The sequence below is a fragment of the Clostridium senegalense JC122 genome (genome assembly GCF_000285575.1).
Classification (GTDB): Bacteria; Bacillota; Clostridia; order Clostridiales; family Clostridiaceae; genus Clostridium_J; species Clostridium_J senegalense.
Map to the genome: position 1 here is coordinate 1,220,012 of NZ_HE611050.1, position 20,689 is coordinate 1,240,700.

21 protein-coding genes and 1 riboswitch are annotated in these 20,689 nt (G+C 26.8%); all 21 genes read right to left on the bottom strand.

The genetic code is table 11. The annotated features are described in order from the left end of the window. Positions 1 to 140 precede the first annotated feature (140 nt). Positions 141 to 238: riboswitch (purine riboswitch) on the bottom strand. A gap of 181 nt (positions 239 to 419) precedes the next feature. Next, entirely contained in the window at positions 420 to 602 is a 183-nt protein-coding gene (locus CSGHG_RS06410; RefSeq protein ID WP_010293567.1) for a hypothetical protein, read from the bottom strand. 485 nt (positions 603 to 1,087) lie between these two features. Further along, a complete protein-coding gene (locus CSGHG_RS06415) occupies positions 1,088 to 2,095 on the bottom strand; it encodes a hypothetical protein (RefSeq protein ID WP_010293569.1) in 1,008 nt (335 codons plus the stop codon). Then, positions 2,095 to 2,976: a prepilin-type N-terminal cleavage/methylation domain-containing protein gene (locus CSGHG_RS06420; protein WP_010293572.1), complete on the bottom strand. Its 882-nt coding sequence runs from the start codon at positions 2,974 to 2,976 to the stop codon at positions 2,095 to 2,097. The genes CSGHG_RS06415 and CSGHG_RS06420 overlap by 1 nt, the downstream gene beginning before the upstream one ends. A gap of 4 nt (positions 2,977 to 2,980) precedes the next feature. Beyond that, positions 2,981 to 3,283 carry a hypothetical protein gene (locus CSGHG_RS06425; RefSeq protein WP_026022257.1) on the bottom strand — a complete coding sequence of 101 codons (303 nt, stop codon included), beginning with the start codon at positions 3,281 to 3,283 and terminating at the stop codon, positions 2,981 to 2,983. Continuing rightward, positions 3,271 to 3,444 carry a PulJ/GspJ family protein gene (locus CSGHG_RS06430; protein ID WP_162130907.1) on the bottom strand — a complete coding sequence of 58 codons (174 nt, stop codon included), beginning with the start codon at positions 3,442 to 3,444 and terminating at the stop codon, positions 3,271 to 3,273. Before CSGHG_RS06430 ends, CSGHG_RS06425 begins: the two co-directional genes overlap by 13 nt. Before the next feature lie 13 nt (positions 3,445 to 3,457). Further along, a complete protein-coding gene (locus tag CSGHG_RS06435; RefSeq protein ID WP_010293576.1) occupies positions 3,458 to 4,180 on the bottom strand; it encodes a hypothetical protein in 723 nt (240 codons plus the stop codon). 1 nt (position 4,181) lies between these two features. Next, the gene (locus CSGHG_RS06440) at positions 4,182 to 4,718 is read right to left on the bottom strand and encodes a PilN domain-containing protein (RefSeq protein ID WP_010293577.1); all 537 of its coding nucleotides are present in this window, start codon (positions 4,716 to 4,718) and stop codon (positions 4,182 to 4,184) included. A 2-nt stretch (positions 4,719 to 4,720) separates the two neighbouring features. Then, a complete protein-coding gene (gene pilM, locus CSGHG_RS06445) occupies positions 4,721 to 5,665 on the bottom strand; it encodes a pilus assembly protein PilM (RefSeq protein ID WP_010293579.1) in 945 nt (314 codons plus the stop codon). A 155-nt stretch (positions 5,666 to 5,820) separates the two neighbouring features. Next, complete coding sequence (locus CSGHG_RS06455) at positions 5,821 to 6,567, bottom strand: prepilin peptidase (protein WP_010293580.1); 747 nt, start codon at positions 6,565 to 6,567, stop codon at positions 5,821 to 5,823. A gap of 58 nt (positions 6,568 to 6,625) precedes the next feature. Next, positions 6,626 to 7,054 carry a prepilin-type N-terminal cleavage/methylation domain-containing protein gene (locus CSGHG_RS21785; protein ID WP_010293582.1) on the bottom strand — a complete coding sequence of 143 codons (429 nt, stop codon included), beginning with the start codon at positions 7,052 to 7,054 and terminating at the stop codon, positions 6,626 to 6,628. An 87-nt stretch (positions 7,055 to 7,141) separates the two neighbouring features. Continuing rightward, a complete protein-coding gene (locus CSGHG_RS21790; protein WP_010293584.1) occupies positions 7,142 to 7,618 on the bottom strand; it encodes a type II secretion system protein in 477 nt (158 codons plus the stop codon). 91 nt (positions 7,619 to 7,709) lie between these two features. Beyond that, positions 7,710 to 8,909 carry a type II secretion system F family protein gene (locus tag CSGHG_RS06470; protein WP_010293586.1) on the bottom strand — a complete coding sequence of 400 codons (1,200 nt, stop codon included), beginning with the start codon at positions 8,907 to 8,909 and terminating at the stop codon, positions 7,710 to 7,712. Positions 8,910 to 9,011: 102 nt separating this feature from the next. Beyond that, positions 9,012 to 10,667: a GspE/PulE family protein gene (locus CSGHG_RS06475; RefSeq protein ID WP_010293587.1), complete on the bottom strand. Its 1,656-nt coding sequence runs from the start codon at positions 10,665 to 10,667 to the stop codon at positions 9,012 to 9,014. Positions 10,668 to 11,139: 472 nt separating this feature from the next. Continuing rightward, on the bottom strand, positions 11,140 to 12,765 hold the full coding sequence (groL, locus tag CSGHG_RS06480) for a chaperonin GroEL (RefSeq protein ID WP_010293589.1): 1,626 nt from the start codon (positions 12,763 to 12,765) through the stop codon (positions 11,140 to 11,142). Between the two features lie 53 nt (positions 12,766 to 12,818). Further along, a complete protein-coding gene (locus CSGHG_RS06485) occupies positions 12,819 to 13,091 on the bottom strand; it encodes a co-chaperone GroES (RefSeq protein WP_010293590.1) in 273 nt (90 codons plus the stop codon). A 187-nt stretch (positions 13,092 to 13,278) separates the two neighbouring features. Beyond that, on the bottom strand, positions 13,279 to 14,013 hold the full coding sequence (locus CSGHG_RS06490; RefSeq protein WP_010293591.1) for a TVP38/TMEM64 family protein: 735 nt from the start codon (positions 14,011 to 14,013) through the stop codon (positions 13,279 to 13,281). 272 nt (positions 14,014 to 14,285) lie between these two features. Beyond that, positions 14,286 to 15,161: a DNA-3-methyladenine glycosylase family protein gene (locus CSGHG_RS06495; protein WP_010293593.1), complete on the bottom strand. Its 876-nt coding sequence runs from the start codon at positions 15,159 to 15,161 to the stop codon at positions 14,286 to 14,288. 352 nt (positions 15,162 to 15,513) lie between these two features. Further along, entirely contained in the window at positions 15,514 to 15,921 is a 408-nt protein-coding gene (locus CSGHG_RS06500) for a C-GCAxxG-C-C family (seleno)protein (protein ID WP_010293594.1), read from the bottom strand. Between the two features lie 346 nt (positions 15,922 to 16,267). Then, complete coding sequence (locus CSGHG_RS22550; protein ID WP_235700107.1) at positions 16,268 to 16,438, bottom strand: hypothetical protein; 171 nt, start codon at positions 16,436 to 16,438, stop codon at positions 16,268 to 16,270. A 1,176-nt stretch (positions 16,439 to 17,614) separates the two neighbouring features. After that, complete coding sequence (locus tag CSGHG_RS06505) at positions 17,615 to 19,657, bottom strand: methyl-accepting chemotaxis protein (protein ID WP_010293597.1); 2,043 nt, start codon at positions 19,655 to 19,657, stop codon at positions 17,615 to 17,617. Positions 19,658 to 19,882: 225 nt separating this feature from the next. After that, entirely contained in the window at positions 19,883 to 20,062 is a 180-nt protein-coding gene (locus CSGHG_RS06510) for a YjfB family protein (protein WP_010293599.1), read from the bottom strand. Positions 20,063 to 20,689: the final 627 nt, after the last annotated feature.

Below are 20,689 nucleotides of genomic sequence, written 5' to 3' on the forward strand. Positions count from 1 at the left end.
CACTATTAGTAACCTCTCCTATAATATATAAATTATAAATTCTTCCTCCCAAATTATCTTCTAAAAAAAGACTAGTTTTACTATATTATAAGTAAAACTAGTCTTGCCTATTTATATAGAAATTTAATTATTTCTAAAATAGGTTCTCTAATTTTACTCATAGTCAGAAATTTTTGGTTTCCGGTAGATACTCCTTGCCATATTCAAGGGATATATGAGTTAGTATGTTCAATTTTGTTTGCGCTTAACTATTGTTAATTATTTTATTTAATAATTAACAATTTGTCAACAACCAAATTGATATTTTTTTATTTAATTTATATTAAAGAAAATATAAGACCAAATTTTAAACCTATATTTCTCCATAATTATTGAAAATATTAATATCATAGGATTTAATAATACACACTTGACCTATGTTAAAATTTCTCTGTTTTTATAACATTAAATTCTAATGCTTCTTTATATCCATCTAGTGAATTTATTAAGTTTTTATGAATAAAACCTTTAAATTCTGGAGTGAAATCTGTTAATTTTTCACTTAATTCATTGACAATATGCTCTTTAGATTTATAACTATTTACTCCATTGAAATTTATCATATTATATTTATCATTTTCTAAAATGTTATCTTGATTTAAAATTATATTTTTTGCAAATATAGATGAATTATAAAATTCACTTATTCCTTCAAAAGTAACTGTTCCAGTACAATAAATTATATAATTTATAAAATTTTCTTTGCTGTTATTAGGAATTATTAAATCACCATCTATTATTATAAGTTTATAAACATTTCCATAAGTTTGTAGATAATTGTCTTTATATTTATCTATTTTTCTTAATTCTTCAACAGCATGTTCATATATACCATCATTATTTTTAGGGTTATTATCTATTATTCCTGCAAAATCTTTATATGGATTTTTAGCATTTCCTCCATTTATTAGTTTATTAAAATCTATTTTTTCACCATTTTTTGTTCTTCCTTTAAATTCTATAAGTAGTTGGTTATTGTCACTATTGCTTTTTATATTTACAAACTCTTTACCTACATATGGATTTTGTAAATATGGCTCTTCTTTTTTTATATCCTTTTTTCTTTTTTTAACAGATCTTCATATTTCATATATATATCTTCATAGGAAATAAATTTATATTTTTCATCAAAAACTTGAATATCACTTCCACCAACTTTTAAATGTGGCTTATTCAAATCTTCTAAGGTTAACTTATCAAAATCTTTATATTTTATATTACCTTCTTTTAAACCTTTCTTAAAATTTAAATTTTTCAACTCCTTTAATTTTAATTGCTTCCAATATTTTTGATTTTCCTCTATTTTGCCATTATCTTCATAAGGTAATCCACCATTTAAAGTTACAATTACATTTTCACTATCATCAATTTCTATATTTTCACCCTTTAAATACAAATTCGTATCTTCAAACAAATTTATATTTCCACTAGGCTTAAATACTATATTATTTTTTTGTATAAATATATCTCCAGATATATTCAGCTTACCTTTAAATAAATCAAAGTAATTATCTATATTATTTAAACTTCCATTAATAGCTTTTGTATTTTTTTCTTTTAGCGGAGATATAACAGAAAAAGCACTATTAAACATTCTATTAAAATAAGGATTTAATATTTCACTTCTGTCTATATACTGAACTAAAGTGACAGTTTCATTAGTTTTTTTATTTTTAGCCATAGATTTAACTTTAATATAATAATATTCTTTTCCTGTTTTTACATCTGTTATTTTATCTTCATAAGAACTTTTCAACGTAACTTTATTTTCTATATTATCATCTTCAAATAAAAGTACTCCATTATCACCAATAACTACAGGATCAAAACTTTTAGGTTCTAATAGAATATCAGTTTTATCAACTATATAATTTTTCATTTCATTATAGGCTTTGTCTATTCCTGATTCTGCTGTTAGCTTTAATTTTTTGCTTTGTTCTATATAAGTGGAAGCTTTATAACTAGATAAACTAAAAGATAATAGTGTAGATGCTAAAACAAATATAACAATTATAGTAATTAAAGCAGTAACTAATGCTGAGCCTTTTTTCTTCATCATATAGCCCCCCTCATTCTATCTATAACAACCTTATCTTTAATTTCTACTTTTTCATCTTTTTCTCTGCAACCACCATCTATTTCTATAGTTACTTGTAGTCCATTATTTTTAATTTTTATACTTTTTATATTGTAAGCTATGATTTTTTCACCCTGCGACTGTTCTTTTATCTTATTATAATTTTCATATTCATTTAAGGGGATTTCCTTTACAGAAGTTATTTTAAGTATATTATTTGTATCAAAATAAATAGCCATAACAATGTTGCTTTTATATGGTTGAAATATTATATATTCATCGTAAACACTACTTTTATCTATTACTCTAGTTAAATCTCCATTAATATAAGCTGAATTTTTTTCATTTAATTGCAATCTGCTTTTTTCACTATTTATTAAGTAATTTTTTTTCTCCACATCCGTTAAATATCTACTATTTCCCATTGATTTAAAAATTTTATTTTCTATTGGCATATACTCATATCTATATAAATTAGTTATATCTTCATTATTTTTATCTTGCCTTAATGTATATAAAAATCGTCTTTGATTTCCCTTTTCTTTATTAGGATTTTCTTTTTCTATATTGCTACCTTCTATATAAAAAACAACCTTTTCTTTACTATTATTGTTTAAAAATTTTAAACTTGGATTATTATTAATTTCATCACCACTTATAATTTTATCCCCATATTTTATAATGTTTGAAATATGATTACAGGCTATTTTGCAATTATTATTAACATTATATTTATTAGATAACTTATCAAAAACCTTTAAATTGCTTTTTAATATTAGAAAAAACATGCCAACAGATATCATTAAAATTCCCATTGTTACAATTAACTCAATAAGAGTTATTCCTTTATTTTTCCTCATAAAACTACCTACCTATATCAAAAGTCACAGATGATTTTCCATTATAAAATTCTTTATCTTTCACTTTCCATGTAGCAACTTTCACATTGTAACTACAAAAGGCATCCTCTTTTTTATTTCTAATTTTATTTATCTTAACATTTATAGTAAAATTACCGTTATCACATATATTATTTTTTTCTATTTCATAACTCTCTATTTCCTCTATAGACTTTGTCAGTTCCTTATAATTATTAAAATATATTGTTACATCTTTTCCATCTAACATTTCAATATCTTCTATGCTTTTACTTTTTAATATCTCCACTGCTGTATTGGTATAATTGAAAGTTTTTTTCTAACCTCATAAATCTTTAAGTTTTTATTTATACTACTATATATTGATGACACAATAGCAAAAATCATAACCACTATAGTCATTGATATAACTACCTCAAGTAATGTGAACCCTTTTTTAACACCTTTCAAACTATTCACCAACTTACTTAAACATATTTTCTTTTCCATACTGGCCTTTATTAAAATCGTACTTATATTTGCTTAATTCACCGTCTAATTCATTAAAGAAAAATTCCATTCTAACACTAGTTTTAGTGGGATTATTCCCTGTCATTGCTACTGCATTTATTTCACAAATTCTTTGACTATTTTCAACATTAGATAAAAAATTTAAAGTTTGCTTATAATCTCCTATAACAGTGAAATTCACATATATGCTTTCTACTTTAACCTCAGTATTTTTCTTAGTTGTATCATTTTTTTTATTTTCTTTTTTTTGATTTTTTGTAACATCATTTATTAAATCTGCTGCTTTTTCAACTGTATTTTCTTCTTCCTCACCCTCTATAATCTCACCATTATTTTCTATATTTTCAAAATTTATATCTACAAGATTTATTAAATTTTTTTCAGCTAATTCCTGTATTTCCTTAGCTATATCTGGTGTTTGCTTTCCTGCAGGTAACCTTTTAATTGAACTATTAAGTTCTTTTTTTAATTTATTTAAACTCCATACCTTGTCTTCCAATTGTTCCTGTATTCTTATAGCGTAATCAAGTTTTTTTCTTTTTTCTTCCACCTGATTTTTTAAAGATATAGCATTTAATCTATATGGAAATATAGCTAACTTAGATACTACAAGTATCAAAAGTAAAGATATAAGAATAGATATTAACACCTTCTCTGATTTTTTTAATTCTCTCACCCTAATTTTCCTCCACCATTTCTATAACTGCATTAAACCTATAACTTTTATCACTATTTTCACTAATAGCAGGTAAATCTATCCCTTTATAAATATGATTATTTTCTACATTTGCCCAAAATTCTAATATTGAATTATAACTTTTACTTGATGCAGAAATCGATATTGTTTTACCACTATAATTAAAATTTTCTATAACTACATCTTTTGGAATTTCCTTTTGAAAATCCTTTATTATTTTTGATATTATATTATTTTTTTCACCTTCTAACATATTAACTTTTTCAATATGATTTATTATCTCTTTTGTTTCCTTTGATATTTTTTCATCTTCATTTAATACTTCTTCATATTTTTCTAAAGTTATGTTTAAATCACTATTTTGCTTTTTGAATCTTTGAAATTCTATAAAATAAAATAAGTTTATTCCTATAAAAATAACTACTATAACGGCTATAATTCTATTAATTAAACTCTTCTTTTTTCCTTTTTTCTGGTTTTCTATAATTGCTTTAGGTACTAAATTTAATTCTTTCATTTTTAATCCTCCCTAAGTAACAAACCATAGCAATTAACATAATCTATTAAGTTAACCACATTTTCCTTATCTATATTAATATTCAAATCATCAATAAACACAATTTCATTTTCAAAATAGTTTTCAAAATAGTTTTTTATTCCTTTTATATGATTTAAATCTCCTAATACGTACATTCTATTTAGATTATTTTCAGCCCTTCCAGAAAAATAAAATTTTATAACTCCGTTTAAAACAGTACTTAAAGTATCTACTAATCCTTTAACCTGTTCCCCCTCATAATCTAGAGGTTTTATGCTATTAAAATCTATATTCCTTAGTTTTTCTTTTACTTCCTTATCATTTAATTCTAAAATTCTTTTTATATTTGATACCCCAAAGTTTATTCTTTTTTCCATTTGAAGCAAGTTGTCATTTATTATAGCTAATGTAGTTTCATTGTTTTGTATACTGAGAATTCCTATATAATTTAAATTTTTAGTGTATTTACTACTGCTTATAACTCTTTTAAGAGAATTACTTGATAAATCAATACATTTAAGATTCAACTTAAGGATTTCTGAAAGCTCCACATACTTGTCTATTTTGCTTCGTTTACACATTACTACCATATATTTACCAATACTAGCCTTTTCCTCATTTACACTTTCAGTTAGTTGGTAACTATAATAATATAAACTTTCTTTATCTGGATAACTTTTACGTATTTCAATCTTAACAGCAGTATCCATAGCCTTATCTCCAAGTATAGGAAGTTCTAAATACCTTGTTATTATGTCATCACCATGAACAATAAAATATATATCCTTAGCTCTAATATGAGCCATTTTAAAATATTCTTTTATAGTTTCTCCTATTTTAACTACATCAGTTATAAATCCATTTTCAAAAGCATCACTAGGAGTTTTTAATTTTTTCCAACTCACTATATCTTCTTTAGTTCCCACTAAAATATCTATAGTGTCTTCATTTATATCTATAGTTACCCTTTGTTTTCTATTTTTTTTACTTCCTCATTCTCTTTTTTATATCTATTTATTTTAAATAGATCTTTAATATCCTTTTGCCATATACTCTCCTTTTTTTCCAATACCTCTCACCCCTAAATAATCAAATTAAAATACCAATTAATTATATTTTCTCCATATAACATAACTATTAAAGTTGCTATAGTTATATATTGACCAAAGGGTATATAGTCTTTTTTTGTTTTCTTTTTAGTTAAAATAAGTACAATTCCAAAACTTCCACCAATTATAATAGATAAAAGTAAAACTAATATAGAATTCTTTAATCCCATATATAATGGTACAAGCAAATACATTTCTAAATCTCCAACCGCCATTCCTTTAGTTATTAAAATCAAACCTCCAATTATAAAAAGCATAAGTACTATTCCTATAATATTTCCTGATATAGAAATCCCTATATAATATTCATATATTAAAAATATAATTCCTATAACTGCTGGAGTTAATATTGTTATGTCATATATATCTGTAGTTTTTAAATCTATAATTCCAATAACTATGAAAAATGAAGCTAAAATTATGTATTTAAACATATTTAAAGTTACTCCGTAGTGAATGTATATTAATAAATATATAATTCCAGTAAAAAGCTCAATAACAGGATATTGAATAGATATTTTCACTTTGCAATATCTACATTTTCCTTTTAAAAATATATAACTAACTATTGGAAATAAATCATACCATTTCAAGTTTTTATTACAGTTATAACAATGTGATGGTGGGTAAGCTACAGATTCGCCCCTTGGAATTCTATATATACAAACATTTAAAAAGCTGCCTATTACAACGCCTAAAATAAAAATTAATAAACTCATAATAACCCTCCTTTTAAGAAAGTAACTCCTTTTTAAAGGAGTTACAAATTCATCACACTTATTTGCCTAATACTATTTTTCCATCTTTAAATATAACATTTTCTGAAGTTCCATTTTCTGAAACAAAAGTTCTTAAATCTTTAACTGTTACATCATTACTTATTAACTTTCTTAATTTACCTTGTTCCTGTTCACTAATATAACTGTCAACATAAGTGTGAGATTCCTCTAATATTGTTGATAGTTTGTAGTCTTCTTTTATTGTATCTGCTACATTTCCATTCTTTCCAACTTCACCTGCATATGCTGCATTGTAAGTGTCTACAGCATTAACTAACACTTTAGATGATGCAACCGCTTGAGATACATTAGCTCTTTCTTTATAGCCTTTTAAACTAGGTAGAGCTATTAAAGCTAGAATTAAAATTATAGCAACCACTGCTAAAAGTTCAATTAAGGTAAACCCTTTTTTCTTTTTATTTTTCATCCATTCACATCCCCTTTAAAATTATTTTTATTGAAATTTTAGAGTAAGTAAAAAAACTTCCCTAAAAAACAATCAACCTTAAAAACTTTATTTTTTGTTACAACTAAAATTATTTTCTAGTCTTTCGTGATTTTCACAATAAAATTCTTCATTGTTATCATTTGAAAATTCTTTTAATACTTTAATAGTTACATCAGAATCTATATATTTATCTATTTCTTTTATATCTTCCTCTCTTAATAATGGTGATAAGTACCCCTTAACATCACTTATAGTCATATCACTGGTTATTTCATCATCTGAGAATTTCATTGCACTTTCAGAATTATAAAGTTCTACAGCATTTAAAATAATTTTTGAAGTTCCATCTATAGCTTTCTTATTTGCATAATGTCTGTATCCCATAACACTAGGTACAATCACTAAAGTTAAAATTAGAATTATAGCAACAGTTAAAATTAACTCTATTAAGGTAAATCCTTTTGCCTTTTTCTTATATACAATCATAGTTAACCTACAACTCCTATTTTTAAAGAAATTAACTAATCCAGTTTCATATATCATTTTCAATTGCCAACTATAACATTATTAATTTTTTATCCTTAATTAGCCAAATGACAACTTAAAATACAGTTACATTCCCTATATTTTTCTATTACACAGCGTTATACATACTAAACAGCGGCAAATACATAGATATTGCAATGATAGCTATTAGCCCACCTAAAAAAATTATTATTAATGGCTCTATTACAGATGATAATTGTGTTGCTAATATCTCAACATCATTTTCATAAAAAACAGCTGTCTTAGCTAATATCTCATCTAAATTTCCGCCCCTTTCTCCAACCACTATTGATTGAATAAGAATTGGCGGTAATACATCAATATTTCTTATACTATTTCCTATTGCTTCCCCTTTTTCTACTTTCTCTTTAACTATTTCCATTCTATTTTCAATGTATTTATTTCCAACAACTTTGCCACATAAATCTAAAGCTTCTATTATGCCAATTCCTGATACTAAAAGGGTACCTAAAGTCCTTGAAAATTTAGCAGCAATAACCATTCTATTTAATTTTCCAAATATAGGTCTATCTAATTTTTTTCTATCTAATTTTATTGCCATAGCCCTATTGTTTTTTAGTTTTTCTTTAAACTTATATATTAAAAATCCACCTATGACGATAATAAATATTCCATAATTTATTATTATGTTACTTATATTCATAAAAATTAAAGTAATAAATGGTATTTTGCCACCACCATCTATAACATTTTCAATGAACTTTGGTAATATAAAAATTATTATAAAAGACACTATTAAAAGAGATGCTCCAAATACTATCATTGGATAAGTCATTGCAGATGCAATCTTTTTCTTTATTTTATATTGAGTATTATAATACTCTGCTAACCTATCTAATATTTCCCCTAGATTTCCCGAGGTTTCTGCGGATTTTACCATATTTACATATAAATCAGGAAACTCATCATATTTTTCTAATTCTCCACCTAAAGAACCACCCTTTTCAACACCTCTATATACTTGATGCAATATTTCTTTTAGTCTTTCATTTTTCATCTGTTCCCTTACTACACTTATTCCATCTAAAAGTGGAAACCCAGAATTTATTATAAAAGCAAATTGTCTTGAAAAAACAACTATCTCCTTAAAAGTAACCTTATGAAAATGCTTTTTTATATCAAGTCCTTGCCTATATTTACTTATCTCTTTAGGAAAAATATTATTTTCAATAAGTTTTTCCATAGCATCATCTTTACTAGATGCATCTATGGTGCCATTAAGCTCTACACCATATCCATTAACTGCAACATATCTAAACTTTGACAAACTCTCACCTCTCTTTTTTACCTTTATATAATTTTTCTTATATCTAAAAAAACAATTATAAAATTCTTATTATCAATTCTATAAATAGCTTCATATTACTAATTAATTGTTTTCTAAATATGCTATTCTTATTAGCTCCTCTATTGTTGTTGTCTTATCTAACACTTTAGATCTGCAGGCATCTCTTATGGTTGTCATACCCTTTTCTATTGCTAATTTTGTTATATTATCTATACTTTTTTCACTTGTTATATACTCTCTAATTTCTTGGTCTATCTCCATAATTTCAAAAACACCAACTCGTCCCTTATATCCAGTCTTATTGCATTTATTACACCCTATTTTTCTTTTAATAATAACTTTTTCATTAACATCTATATTTAGTAACTTTTTTTCATAACTAGTAGCTTCGTAACTTTCTGAACAATGGGGGCAAACTATTCTTATGAGCCTCTGAGATATAACCCCTACAATAGATGTAGCTATTAGATATGGTTCTATTCCCATGTCTATAAGCCTTATTATTGTTGATGGAGCATCGTTAGTGTGCAATGTACTTAAAACTAAATGTCCTGTTATAGCCGCTCTCATTGCAATTTTAGACGTCTCTGCATCTCTAATTTCTCCAACCATAATAACGTCTGGGTCCTGCCTTAATATAGATCTTAGCCCATAACTAAAGGTAAGACCTGTTTTGTAATTAACATTTACTTGATTTATTCCTTCTATAGAAAATTCCACTGGATCTTCTATTGTAATTATGTTTCTACTTTCATCATTTAACTCTTTCAATATAGAATAAAGAGTGGTTGACTTACCACTTCCTGTAGGTCCTGTTGAAAGAATTATTCCATGTGGTTTTGAAATTATTCTTTTTAATTTTTCTTCATCACTTTTATCTAATCCTAAATTATTTCTTGATATATTATTAGCACTTTTATCTAAAACTCTTATAACAATCTTCTCTCCATTTACAGTTGGAAGAGTTGACACTCTAAGGTCAATGTCTACACCATTAACTTTAGTTAATATACGACCATCTTGTGGCACTCTCTTTTTTGCAATATCTAAAGATGAAAGTATTTTAATTCTAGCAACTATTGCATTTAAATCTTTTTTTTCTAAGGACATTATTTCCTTTAACTGTCCATCTAGTCTAAATCTAACTTTTACCCTACCTTCTAATGGTTCTATATGAATATCTGATGCCTTAGCATTTATAGCATTTTCAATAATCCAATTAACAGTTTTAACTATAGGAGAATCCATAATTTCACTATTGAATAAATCAACGTCTCCTTTACTATTAGAACTGTATTCCACTATATTGCTATAAACCTTATTTATAGCTCTTTCAACTTCACTTTTAGGAGAGCTTAAAAGTCGTACCTCTTTTCCTGTTATTATTTTAATATCTTCTATTGCAAATATATTAAGTGGGTCTGAAGTAGCTGCAATAATTTCTGTTTCATCTGCATCTATAGCTATCACATTATATTTTTTAGCTATATTTTCAGGAATTATAGACACTATCTTTTCTTCAAGATTAATAGAATCTAAGTAAACTCTCTCTATACCTAATTGCTTTTCTAAAATATTAAATATCTCATCTTCAGATATTGCTCCAATTTCAACTAATATTTCACCTAACTTTTTCTTCTCTGTTTTTTGATTATTCAGTGCAACTTGTAGTTGATTTTTAGTTATTTTATTTTCATCTAATAATAAATCTCCTAACCTTCTCTTCTTAATACCCATCATCACACGTCCTTATATCTACATACAATGTTTTGTTTTTAATAAAAATCCTAATAAAGTAATTATTTGCATTAATAAAAAATAACCCACTCCAATAAATTAAACATTTTAGCTAAACTAAATTTAATGTTTAATTTGGAGTGGGTTCACTATTAGCTCCTCTTATTAAAAGTGACCAAGTAATAATAAGAATCTTAGCTTCCAAATCCCTAATTCAAAATCATTTTCTACTTATATACTATTACACACCTATTATAAATTTTACTGTTTTTTGAAAAAAATACTTTAAATTGTATTTAGATTCTAAGATTAAATTATCATATTTTCTTATAAACCTCAATAAGGTATATAAAAAGAAATACGTAGTCAAATATTGGTAAGAATATCATCTTATTATTTATTTGATTATGTTTAACTGAAAAAAAATAGAAGTTGCTAAAAAGCGACTTCTATTTTTATATTTTAATTTATATTAGTACATTCCGCCCATGCCCATATCTGGAGCCATTGGAGCTGGACTATTTTTTTCTGGTAAATCTACAACTGCAGCTTCTGTTGTTAAGAATGTTGAAGCTACTGATGCAGCATTTTGAAGTGCACTTCTTGCAACTTTAGTTGGATCAACTATTCCAGCTTTTATCATATCTACAAATTCGCCTCTTAATGCGTCGTATCCTATTTCTGGTGCAGACATTTTTACTTTTTCAGCTATTACAGCACCTTCTTGACCTGCATTTATAGCTATTTGTTTTATTGGTTCTTCTAATGATTTTCTTATTATATTTATACCAACTTGAACATCTTCTATATCTGATGTTAGATTTTCTATAACTGGTATTATATTAGCATAAGCTGTTCCACCACCAACTATAATTCCTTCTTCAACTGCAGCTTTTGTTGCAGCTAAAGCATCTTCTATTCTTAATTTCTTTTCTTTAAGTTCTGTTTCTGTTGCAGCACCAACTTTAATTACAGCAACTCCGCCTGCAAGTTTTGCAAGTCTTTCACTTAATTTTTCTTTATCAAAATCTGAAGTTGTTTCTTCTATTTGAGCTTTAATTTGATTTACTCTCTTAGCTATATCTTCTTTAAAGCCTTTTCCATTAACAACTGTTGTATTTTCTTTACAAATCTTAACGCTTTCAGCTCTTCCTAACATTTCTATTGAAGCATCTTTTAATTCATATCCAAGTTCTTCGCTTATAACTGTTCCACCAGTAAGTATAGCTATATCTTGAAGCATTTCTTTTCTTCTATCACCAAATCCTGGAGCTTTTACAGCTACACAAGTAAATGTTCCTCTTAATTTATTAACTACTAATGTTGCTAAAGCTTCACCTTCTACATCTTCAGCAATGATTAATAATTTTTTTCCTTGTTGAACAACTTGCTCTAAAACTGGAAGTATTTCTTGTAAATTTGTTATTTTCTTATCTGTTATTAAAATGTATGGATCTTCTAAGTTAGCTTCCATTTTATCTGTATCTGTTACCATGTAAGCACTTAAATATCCTCTATCAAATTGCATTCCTTCAACTACATCAAGCTCTGTTCCCATTGATTTAGATTCTTCAACAGTTATAACGCCTTCGTTTCCTACTCTTTCCATAGCATCAGATATTAATTTTCCGATTTCTTCATCTGCTGCTGATATAGCTGCAACTCTAGCTATGTCTTCTTTACCGCTTATTGGCTTAGAATATTTTTTTATTTCTTCAACTGCAACATTTACAGCCATTTTTATTCCATTTCTTATTAACATTGGATTTGCTCCAGCAGTTACATTTTTTAAACCTTCTCTTATAATTGCTTGAGCTAATAATGTAGCTGTTGTTGTACCGTCACCTGCTACATCATTTGTTTTTGTTGAAACTTCTTTTACAAGTTGTGCTCCCATATTTTCAAAAGCATCTTCAAGTTCAATTTCTCTTGCTATAGTAACACCATCGTTTGTTATAAGTGGTGCTCCAAATTTCTTATCTAAAACAACGTTTCTTCCTTTTGGTCCAAGTGTAACTTTAACTGTATCTGCTAATATATCCACACCTCTTTGCATAGATCTTCTAGCTTCTTCACTAAATAAAATTGTCTTAGCCATTTTAAAACCCTCCAATTACTAATTTATTTCTACTTTTTATATTCATTATATTACTATTCAATTATTGCTAGTATTTCTTCTTGTTTAAGTATTATATATTCTTGTCCTTCATGCTTTATTTCATTTCCAGCGTATTTAGAAAATAGTACTCTATCTCCTACATTAAGCTCCATTCTAGCATCAGCAAGGCCAGGTCCTACTGCAACAACCTCTGCCTCTTGTGGCTTTTCCTTTGATGCTGCTGTTAAAACTATACCGCTCTTAGTTACCTCTTCAGCTGCTACTCTTTTAATTACTACTCTATCACCAAGTGGTTTTATTGCCATAACTATGACCTCCTAAAATTTTTTATTTTATTAGCACTCTCTTTTGCAGAGTGCTAATCATATTATTATAATAAATAAACAACACTTTAATTTCAAACTTTCTTTCCTTATTAAAAGCCGTACTTATCATCAATTAGCTTTATTTTACTTTTATTTTCTTCCATTTTCTCATATTTGCCTTATTATTTTATTTTTTGTGAAATTTTGAACTTTTTTTATTTTTTCTTTTATGAAATTTATTAAGAAGATCTTTTCCTTTTAACACTCCAAAAATAAAAAAAACTAGAGAAACTATAGCTATAATAGTTAATGTAACGTAATTTCTCTCACCTATTCCATTTCCAAATAATGCAGATACTATAATCCATGGAAGTCTACCTAATGTAGAATATATCAAGAACTCTAAAAAGTCTATATCTGAAACACCACATAAGTATACTAAAATATCTTTAGGAATTCCTGGTATAAGATACACAAAAAATATTACTAGTTTATTACTTCCCCTAGTTAATATTTTTTTGAACAATTTTAAATCCCTTTTTTCTATCATTTTTTGTACTTGTTCTCTCATTAGATATCTTGCTATTAAATATCCTATTGCACTACCTAAAGCTATTCCTACTACAGATAATAAAGAACCTTTAATTGGTCCATAAATATATCCACCTACAATTTGAACTACTTCTCCTGGTATGAAAAAGAATACAACTTGTATAACTTGTAAGGCTATAAAAATTAAAAAGCTATAAGCACCGTATGATAGTATAACATTTTTTATATTATCCGGATCTTTAAATGCAGATGCATATTTATAAAAATATTCATATCCAACAATTATTGTTATAATGGTAAACACAGCAAAAAATAAGTGAACACCATATTTTTTTAAAAAGTTTTCAATTTTTCTGCTAATAATCTCCACCACCAATCTTTAGTATAGGTTTCTAATTTTGAATTTTCATTTATATAAGGTTCCAAATTAAATCTTAAACTTATTCATTTATCAAATGAGAAAACTCAAATTAATATTTTTTCAATAACTAACAGATTATTTTAGTTAAAAGTTAAGAGTGAATAATTCTTAACTAACTATATTTGTACTTATTTTTCTCAACTGATAACAAAAATTTGATGTATAAATTTAAGTTATAGATTGCATCCCTATATAAGGTTCCAATTTGACTTTTAAAATTTCTATATTATTTTATTTTCTCTTGCATAGAAAAACAAATATTGTTGAGCAAAACCAGCTAAGTTTCCAAACTTATCTCTTGCAAACATTCTTATTTTGGGCAATGATACATCTGGTGCAACATAAAAATGTTGCATTGCTCTTTTAACCCATACATCTACAGGAAATGATGAGTATTTTTGCATAGAGAATAACATTATACAATCTGCAACCTTAGGCCCAACACCATTAAACTGTTTTAACCCTTCATGACATTCATCATCATCCATTGATTTTATTTCCTCTAAATTGTAAACATTATTATAAACTTTATCTACAGAATCCACTATGTATTTAGCTCTAAAACCAACACCCATTTCTTCTATTTCTTCTTGTGAAGCTTCTATAAGTCTATCTACTGATGGAAAAGAATAATATTTTTCGCCTTTATACTCTAATTCATTTCCATATTTTTTGCTTATGTTATTTATAGCTCTTTTAATCATTGGTATTCTATTATTAGCTGATACTATAAATGAAATTAATATTTCAAAAGGCTCTTGCTTTAATATTCTTATACCTTCTCCAAAAGCAACAGCTGTATCCAATATTGGATCTTTTTTAAGTTCTTCTTTTATTTTTGAATAATTTCTTTTCAAATCAAAATACTCACACCAAATTTCATTAAAATCCTTTAGATTAGAGTTATGTATAATAACATTATTGCCTTCTTTTTCTATTTCAATAACCTTATTATAAGCAACTCCTATATAAGTATTATCTTTTGTTTTATTCCACCTAAAGCACTGACCACAATCAAATATATCCTTAAGTTCAAAGTTTTCAACATCCTTTAATACAATTTTATTATCAAATTCTAAAACTTCTTTAAAATCCACAAAATCACCTCTTCCACAAATATAGGTATGCACCTGAAAGTATTACTTTATTCATTGAACTTTAATCTTTTATTTTTTAATGTTCTCTTGTAATTAAGCAACTTTCCATAAAAATATCATTCTTGTCTTAAAATCTTTAAACTAATTGAAATTTAATATAAAAACCTCTAAATATAAAATTGAAATTATTTATTATAAAATTCAATTTATAAATCAAATTTGAAAAATATCTAAAAAACTTGATAATATTTTAAATTTTGATATCAATTAAGATATGAACATTCTTAATTGATATCAAAATTTTTATGTATAAGTTAATATTAAGTATTATATACCCTATAATATGTAATTTTTACTCTTCTTTATTTTGATTAACTATTTTATCTAATATTTCTGCGCCTTTAAACACAATGTCTGCACATCTTTTTTCATCATCTCTATATCTATTTTTTAGTCTTGCACAACTTTCTGTTTTTAATTCACTTACAAAAGTATCTATAAACTCTTGAGTTAACAGCTTAATTCTATCGCTTTCATGCGCTTTTTCCTTTGTAAACATAATTCCAAGTACTGCTATAGAACCTGTAATTACTCCACAAGTGCTTTCTACAGCCATTCCACCACCAAAAGCAGCCATAGTTTTAAGAGTTTGATGTGAAAGATTTAAACCATATTCCTCATTTGCTGCATATATAATTGTTTCTGCACAATTTAAATCATATTCTTTGTCATAATATTTTTTAACTGTATCTACTAACATAAAAAACACTCCTTCACCACAAAACTAATTTATTTTTGCAATTTCTATAAAAGTTTTGCATTTATATATTCATTATTATAACCTATGTAAAATCTTTAAATAAGACTTATGAAAAAAATAATAGACCATATTAACAAATAATAAAATTTATTTATCTATTATTTAATTTAATATGATTAATATATTATGGAAAGTTGCTTAATTACAAGAAAACACTGCAGTTTTGCGTATACATACTATATTTTCATAAATTATGAACATTAAGTGAATGGTCGTGGGACTTTTTTAGTTAAAAGTTAACAGTGAAAAGTTATTGTTATCACTACTCACTATGCTCCTAGTAATACTAAACGTACTTTTTTAATTTACAAAAGCAAAGCTCTAAGTAAGTAATCACCCAAAGTTCTACTTCCATCACAAGAGGGACAGACGCGTAGTTGGCTACTTTACTATACTTTGGGATAGATACTTCTATTAATTTTAGCTTATCTACAATACTGCTCGAAGTCGGTCCCAAACACCTAAACAAGCAATTACTACTAGTGTTGGCTCCATCACAAATGGGACTTTTTTAGTTAAAAGTGAATAGTTAAAAGTTAACAGTTGTAGTTATTACTATTCGATTTGCTCCTAGTAATTCTCAACGTATTTTGAATCTACAAAAGTAAAACTTCTAAGTAAGTAATTATCTAAGATTTTTACGCCATCACAAGTGGGACAGGTTCATTTGTGGCTATTTTCTTCGTTTAAACTGTAGATTCCAAAATTGCTGTATTTCCACAATAAAACAAGTAAAGAACCAGTACCCCTATTTTGGTTTTAGTGAAACCTTTAAATAAGCAATTACTCCTAGTGTTCGCTCCATTACAAATGGGACAGGCACGGTAAATTTATTTGCTTCGCTAACACTTCATTCTCTTCTAACTTTATACTACTAACACAATAACTCAAAGCCAGTCCCGAACATCTACGCAGCAAAGCTACTATTTTAAGGACCGGCTTTGGTTACTTTAGATTTTATTGATAATCTTTCGATTTCACTGTGAAAATAACTTAAGAAAATTATACTTAGGTACGCCTGTCCTTCTTGTTACGGCTGTATATTTTGATTTTAACTTTAGTTAGTTTAACCTCTCAAACTCAAATTTTACTTCCCCTAATCTAAAGAAACTGACAGTCCAGTTTCAACCAACATTGTCAATTGTCCTTTGTCCACTGTCAATTTCTTTAAACTTCTTAACTATTTAAGGACTGGCTAACTTTTTTTATGTATAGTAACTAAATTCAAAGAGCTACTCTCTATTTTATGTAATTAAACCATTCGTGCCTGTCCCATTTGTTACGGCCGTACATTTTGAATATAACTTTGTTTGTTTTATATCCTAAACCTAGAATTTACTCCCTCTAATTCAAAGAAACTGGAATCCAGTTTCCTCCTTAACTTTTAACTGTTAACTCTTAACTCTTAACTATTTAAGGGACTGGCTAACTTCTTTTATTTATTGTAATTAAATTTAAAGAGCTGATTTTCATTTTACACCGCTAAGCCATTCGTGCCTGTCCCATTTGTTATGGCTGTACATTTTGATTTTAACTTTGGTTAGGTTAACCTCTCAAACTCAAACTTTACTCCTTTAAATTTAAAGAAACTGGACTAATCCAGTTTCCTCCTTAACTTTTAACTAATTAAGCTTTAGTTTTCTTCTAATTTAAATATCTCCATTTTCTTATTGAGCTCAATAGATAGATTTAATAGTTTTTCCGCTGCATTAGTAACCTCTTCACTTGAACTATTAAATTCTTCTGTTGATGCAGATATTTCTTCAGTTGTTGCTGAAATCTCTTCTGATATTGCTGTAGCATTATCAAGTCTGTCTGCAATAACTTCCCCTTCTTTATTTATATCTCCTGAACTTTCACTTACCATCTCTATTTTAGGAATTGTTTCTTTTATATTTAATGATATAGTTTCAAAAGACTTAATTGCCTTATCAACATTACCTCTTTCACCTTCTATATCCTTTTTCATCTCTTCTGTATTAACATATATCTTATTACTTTCTTCTAGTACAGTTTCAATAACTTTAGTAATTTCCACTACCGACTCTTTACTTTTCTCTGCAAGTTTTCTTATTTCATCTGCCACCACTGAAAATCCTCGTCCTGCTTCACCTGCTCTAGCAGCCTCTATCGCTGCATTTAATGCTAATAAGTTGGTTTGCCCAGCTATAGCACTTATTACTGTAGTTATTTCATTTACCGATTTTATTTTCGTATTCATACTGTAAATAATTTCTGTAAATTCTTTAAAGTTTTCATTAAACTTTTCTATAGACTTAATTAAATCTTTCATATCCTTATTGCTCTCATCAGCATTTTCACCTATTAACATAGCCATTTCACTTATATTTTCAATAGCAGTATCCATTTCAACAATTTTTCCTGAAAAATTATTCATAGATTCATTTATTAATGACAAGTGACTACTTTGCTCATCATTACCCTTAGCTGCTTCTTGAACTGCATAAACTATATTAGATGAACCAGCTAAAAGATTATTTGATGTATCTTGAAGAACTAATGCTTGTTCATTAATTATTTTTGAGTTATCTCTAACAGATTTTATTAATTCTGCCATAGAAGTTTTACTTTCCTTTATTGATCTATAAATATCTCCAATCTCATCATTATAACTCAAATCTTTGTCTGTAAGGGTCATAGTAAAATCACCATTTTCTATAGTTTTTACAGCATCTTTTATCTTGGTTAATGCTTTTGTAAAATTAATAGCAATTTTCATGCTAACACCTATAGCAATTATTAAAGCAATAATTATTGTTATAACTAATACCATTTGTAATTTAGATAAACTTTGTAAAACTTCATCCTTGTCTATAAGCATACAAACCCCCCAACCTTCTGTGCCCTCTATTGGTTGGTATGCTAGATATTTTGTCCTTCCATGATATGTATAATCACCGACACCAGATTCTCCATTTAAAAGTTTTCTATGATATTTTGCAATGTTTTCAACTTCTTTATCACTTTTTGCTTCCTCTATTATATTTTCCTTAGATTCTATATCATTAAAATCATTACTTAGAATAGTTGCACCTGTACTATCGATAACATAAACAGCACCACTTTCTCCATATTGGGCTTCTTTAAGTGATTCTGTTATTTTAGCTGCATCTTGAATTATGCTCACTACCCCTATTATCTCATTGCCACTTTTAACTGGTACACTATATGTAACTATGTACTTATTAAATAGTTCTGAGAACTCTGTAGAGCTTACATACTTTTCACCTTTAATTGATGCCTGAAAATACTTTTCCTTTGATGAATCAAGTATTTCTGATGTACTTGTAGCATATAACTTTCCATCTTTATCTGTAAATCCAATTGATAATAAATCATATTTTTTAACAGAATACTTTAATACATCTAACTTTTTTTCGTTGCTTATATTAGCATCTTTTATAGAAGTATTATCACTTAAAATTTCAGTGATTTCTAAACAATCTTCTGCATATTTATAAACCAGATGAGATGTTTGGTTTACAATATTTTTAAGTGTTTGTTTAGAATTATTAACTAAAATTCGACTTGCTAAAATAGTTACCGATATTAATATTGCAATTAATACACATAAAAATGCTCCAACAATATTGGTTATCATTTGAGTTTTAATACTTCTTCTACCTCTTAAAGAACTTCTTTTTTTTCCTTTCATAAATACACCACCATTTATCCATATCCTTTAAAACTTTTAATCAAATTAGCCTAACTTAAATATAAAATTACATAATATAAGTATAAAACTTCATTTTAAATTATTATGATGTTAATCTCAAATTTTATCTCTATAAATTATTAAAGTTATGGCATGTAGTTTTTGAAATACACGTCATAACTCAAAATAAAAATACATTATGCAATTTTATAAAAGGAGTTATAACTATCCAACCACATCAATTTTAGTTCCTACATTAGGATTTACAGCCATTTTGCTCATCATATCCTGCATATTAACTGCCATTTCATTCATTGAATTCATTTGTAATTTAGTAACTGCTAAACTAACAGCTGTTGATAATGCTACATTGCTCATTCCCATTGATAATCTTCCTATATCCACTATCTACACCCCTTCTTTAAATAAATTAAAAATAATATTTTATATTTCAAATTAATATATAAAGATATTATCGGTTTTTAAATAAAAAAATTAAGTCTTTAATTCTTAATCCTTAATTTTTTTAATTGTCCTTTGTCAATTTTTCCAAACTCTCTACCGCTGCTAAGTAATCAATTCTCCCAACTTCTACCTCCATCACAAGAGAAACTTTTTTAGTTAAGAGTGAATAGTTAACAGTTGTGGTTATTACTATTCGCTATGCTCCTAGTAATGCTAAACGTATTTTTTAAATCATTTTCAGAAAATGGTTACCACTTTCATCCTGGATTATTAATTCATAATTCTTAATCCTTAATTTTGTTTATTTTATTCCCATAACAAAATAAACAAAGAACCAGTACCTTATAGATACGCTACTTTGCAGCTCAAGTACTGGTTCTTTGATCGGTAATTTATTTTATATTAACTGTTTTATTGAGTTCTAAAGTTTTTTATGGTGGTACAACTAAATGAACCTGTCCTTCTTGTTACGGTGATATACCTTAAAATTAGTCTTAGTTTGTTTTATCCCTCAACTCAAAATTTACTCCCTCTAATTCAAAGAAACTGGATTCCATTCTCAACCAC

What these genes read in the sequence shown, in the direction of transcription:
- CSGHG_RS06410 (WP_010293567.1), bottom strand. Translation starts at nt 602, where the DNA reads ATGATAAATTTCAATGGAGTAAATAGTTATAAATCTAAAGAGCATATT.
- CSGHG_RS06415 (WP_010293569.1), bottom strand. Translation starts at nt 2,095, where the DNA reads ATGAAGAAAAAAGGCTCAGCATTAGTTACTGCTTTAATTACTATAATT.
- CSGHG_RS06420 (WP_010293572.1), bottom strand. Translation starts at nt 2,976, where the DNA reads ATGAGGAAAAATAAAGGAATAACTCTTATTGAGTTAATTGTAACAATG.
- CSGHG_RS06440 (WP_010293577.1), bottom strand. Translation starts at nt 4,718, where the DNA reads ATGAAAGAATTAAATTTAGTACCTAAAGCAATTATAGAAAACCAGAAA.
- CSGHG_RS06455 (WP_010293580.1), bottom strand. Translation starts at nt 6,567, where the DNA reads ATGAGTTTATTAATTTTTATTTTAGGCGTTGTAATAGGCAGCTTTTTA.
- CSGHG_RS21785 (WP_010293582.1), bottom strand. Translation starts at nt 7,054, where the DNA reads ATGAAAAATAAAAAGAAAAAAGGGTTTACCTTAATTGAACTTTTAGCA.
- CSGHG_RS21790 (WP_010293584.1), bottom strand. Translation starts at nt 7,618, where the DNA reads ATGATATATGAAACTGGATTAGTTAATTTCTTTAAAAATAGGAGTTGT.
- CSGHG_RS06475 (WP_010293587.1), bottom strand. Translation starts at nt 10,667, where the DNA reads ATGGGTATTAAGAAGAGAAGGTTAGGAGATTTATTATTAGATGAAAAT.
- groL (WP_010293589.1), bottom strand. Translation starts at nt 12,765, where the DNA reads ATGGCTAAGACAATTTTATTTAGTGAAGAAGCTAGAAGATCTATGCAA.
- CSGHG_RS06485 (WP_010293590.1), bottom strand. Translation starts at nt 13,091, where the DNA reads ATGGCAATAAAACCACTTGGTGATAGAGTAGTAATTAAAAGAGTAGCA.
- CSGHG_RS06500 (WP_010293594.1), bottom strand. Translation starts at nt 15,921, where the DNA reads ATGTTAGTAGATACAGTTAAAAAATATTATGACAAAGAATATGATTTA.
- CSGHG_RS06505 (WP_010293597.1), bottom strand. Translation starts at nt 19,657, where the DNA reads ATGAAAGGAAAAAAAAGAAGTTCTTTAAGAGGTAGAAGAAGTATTAAA.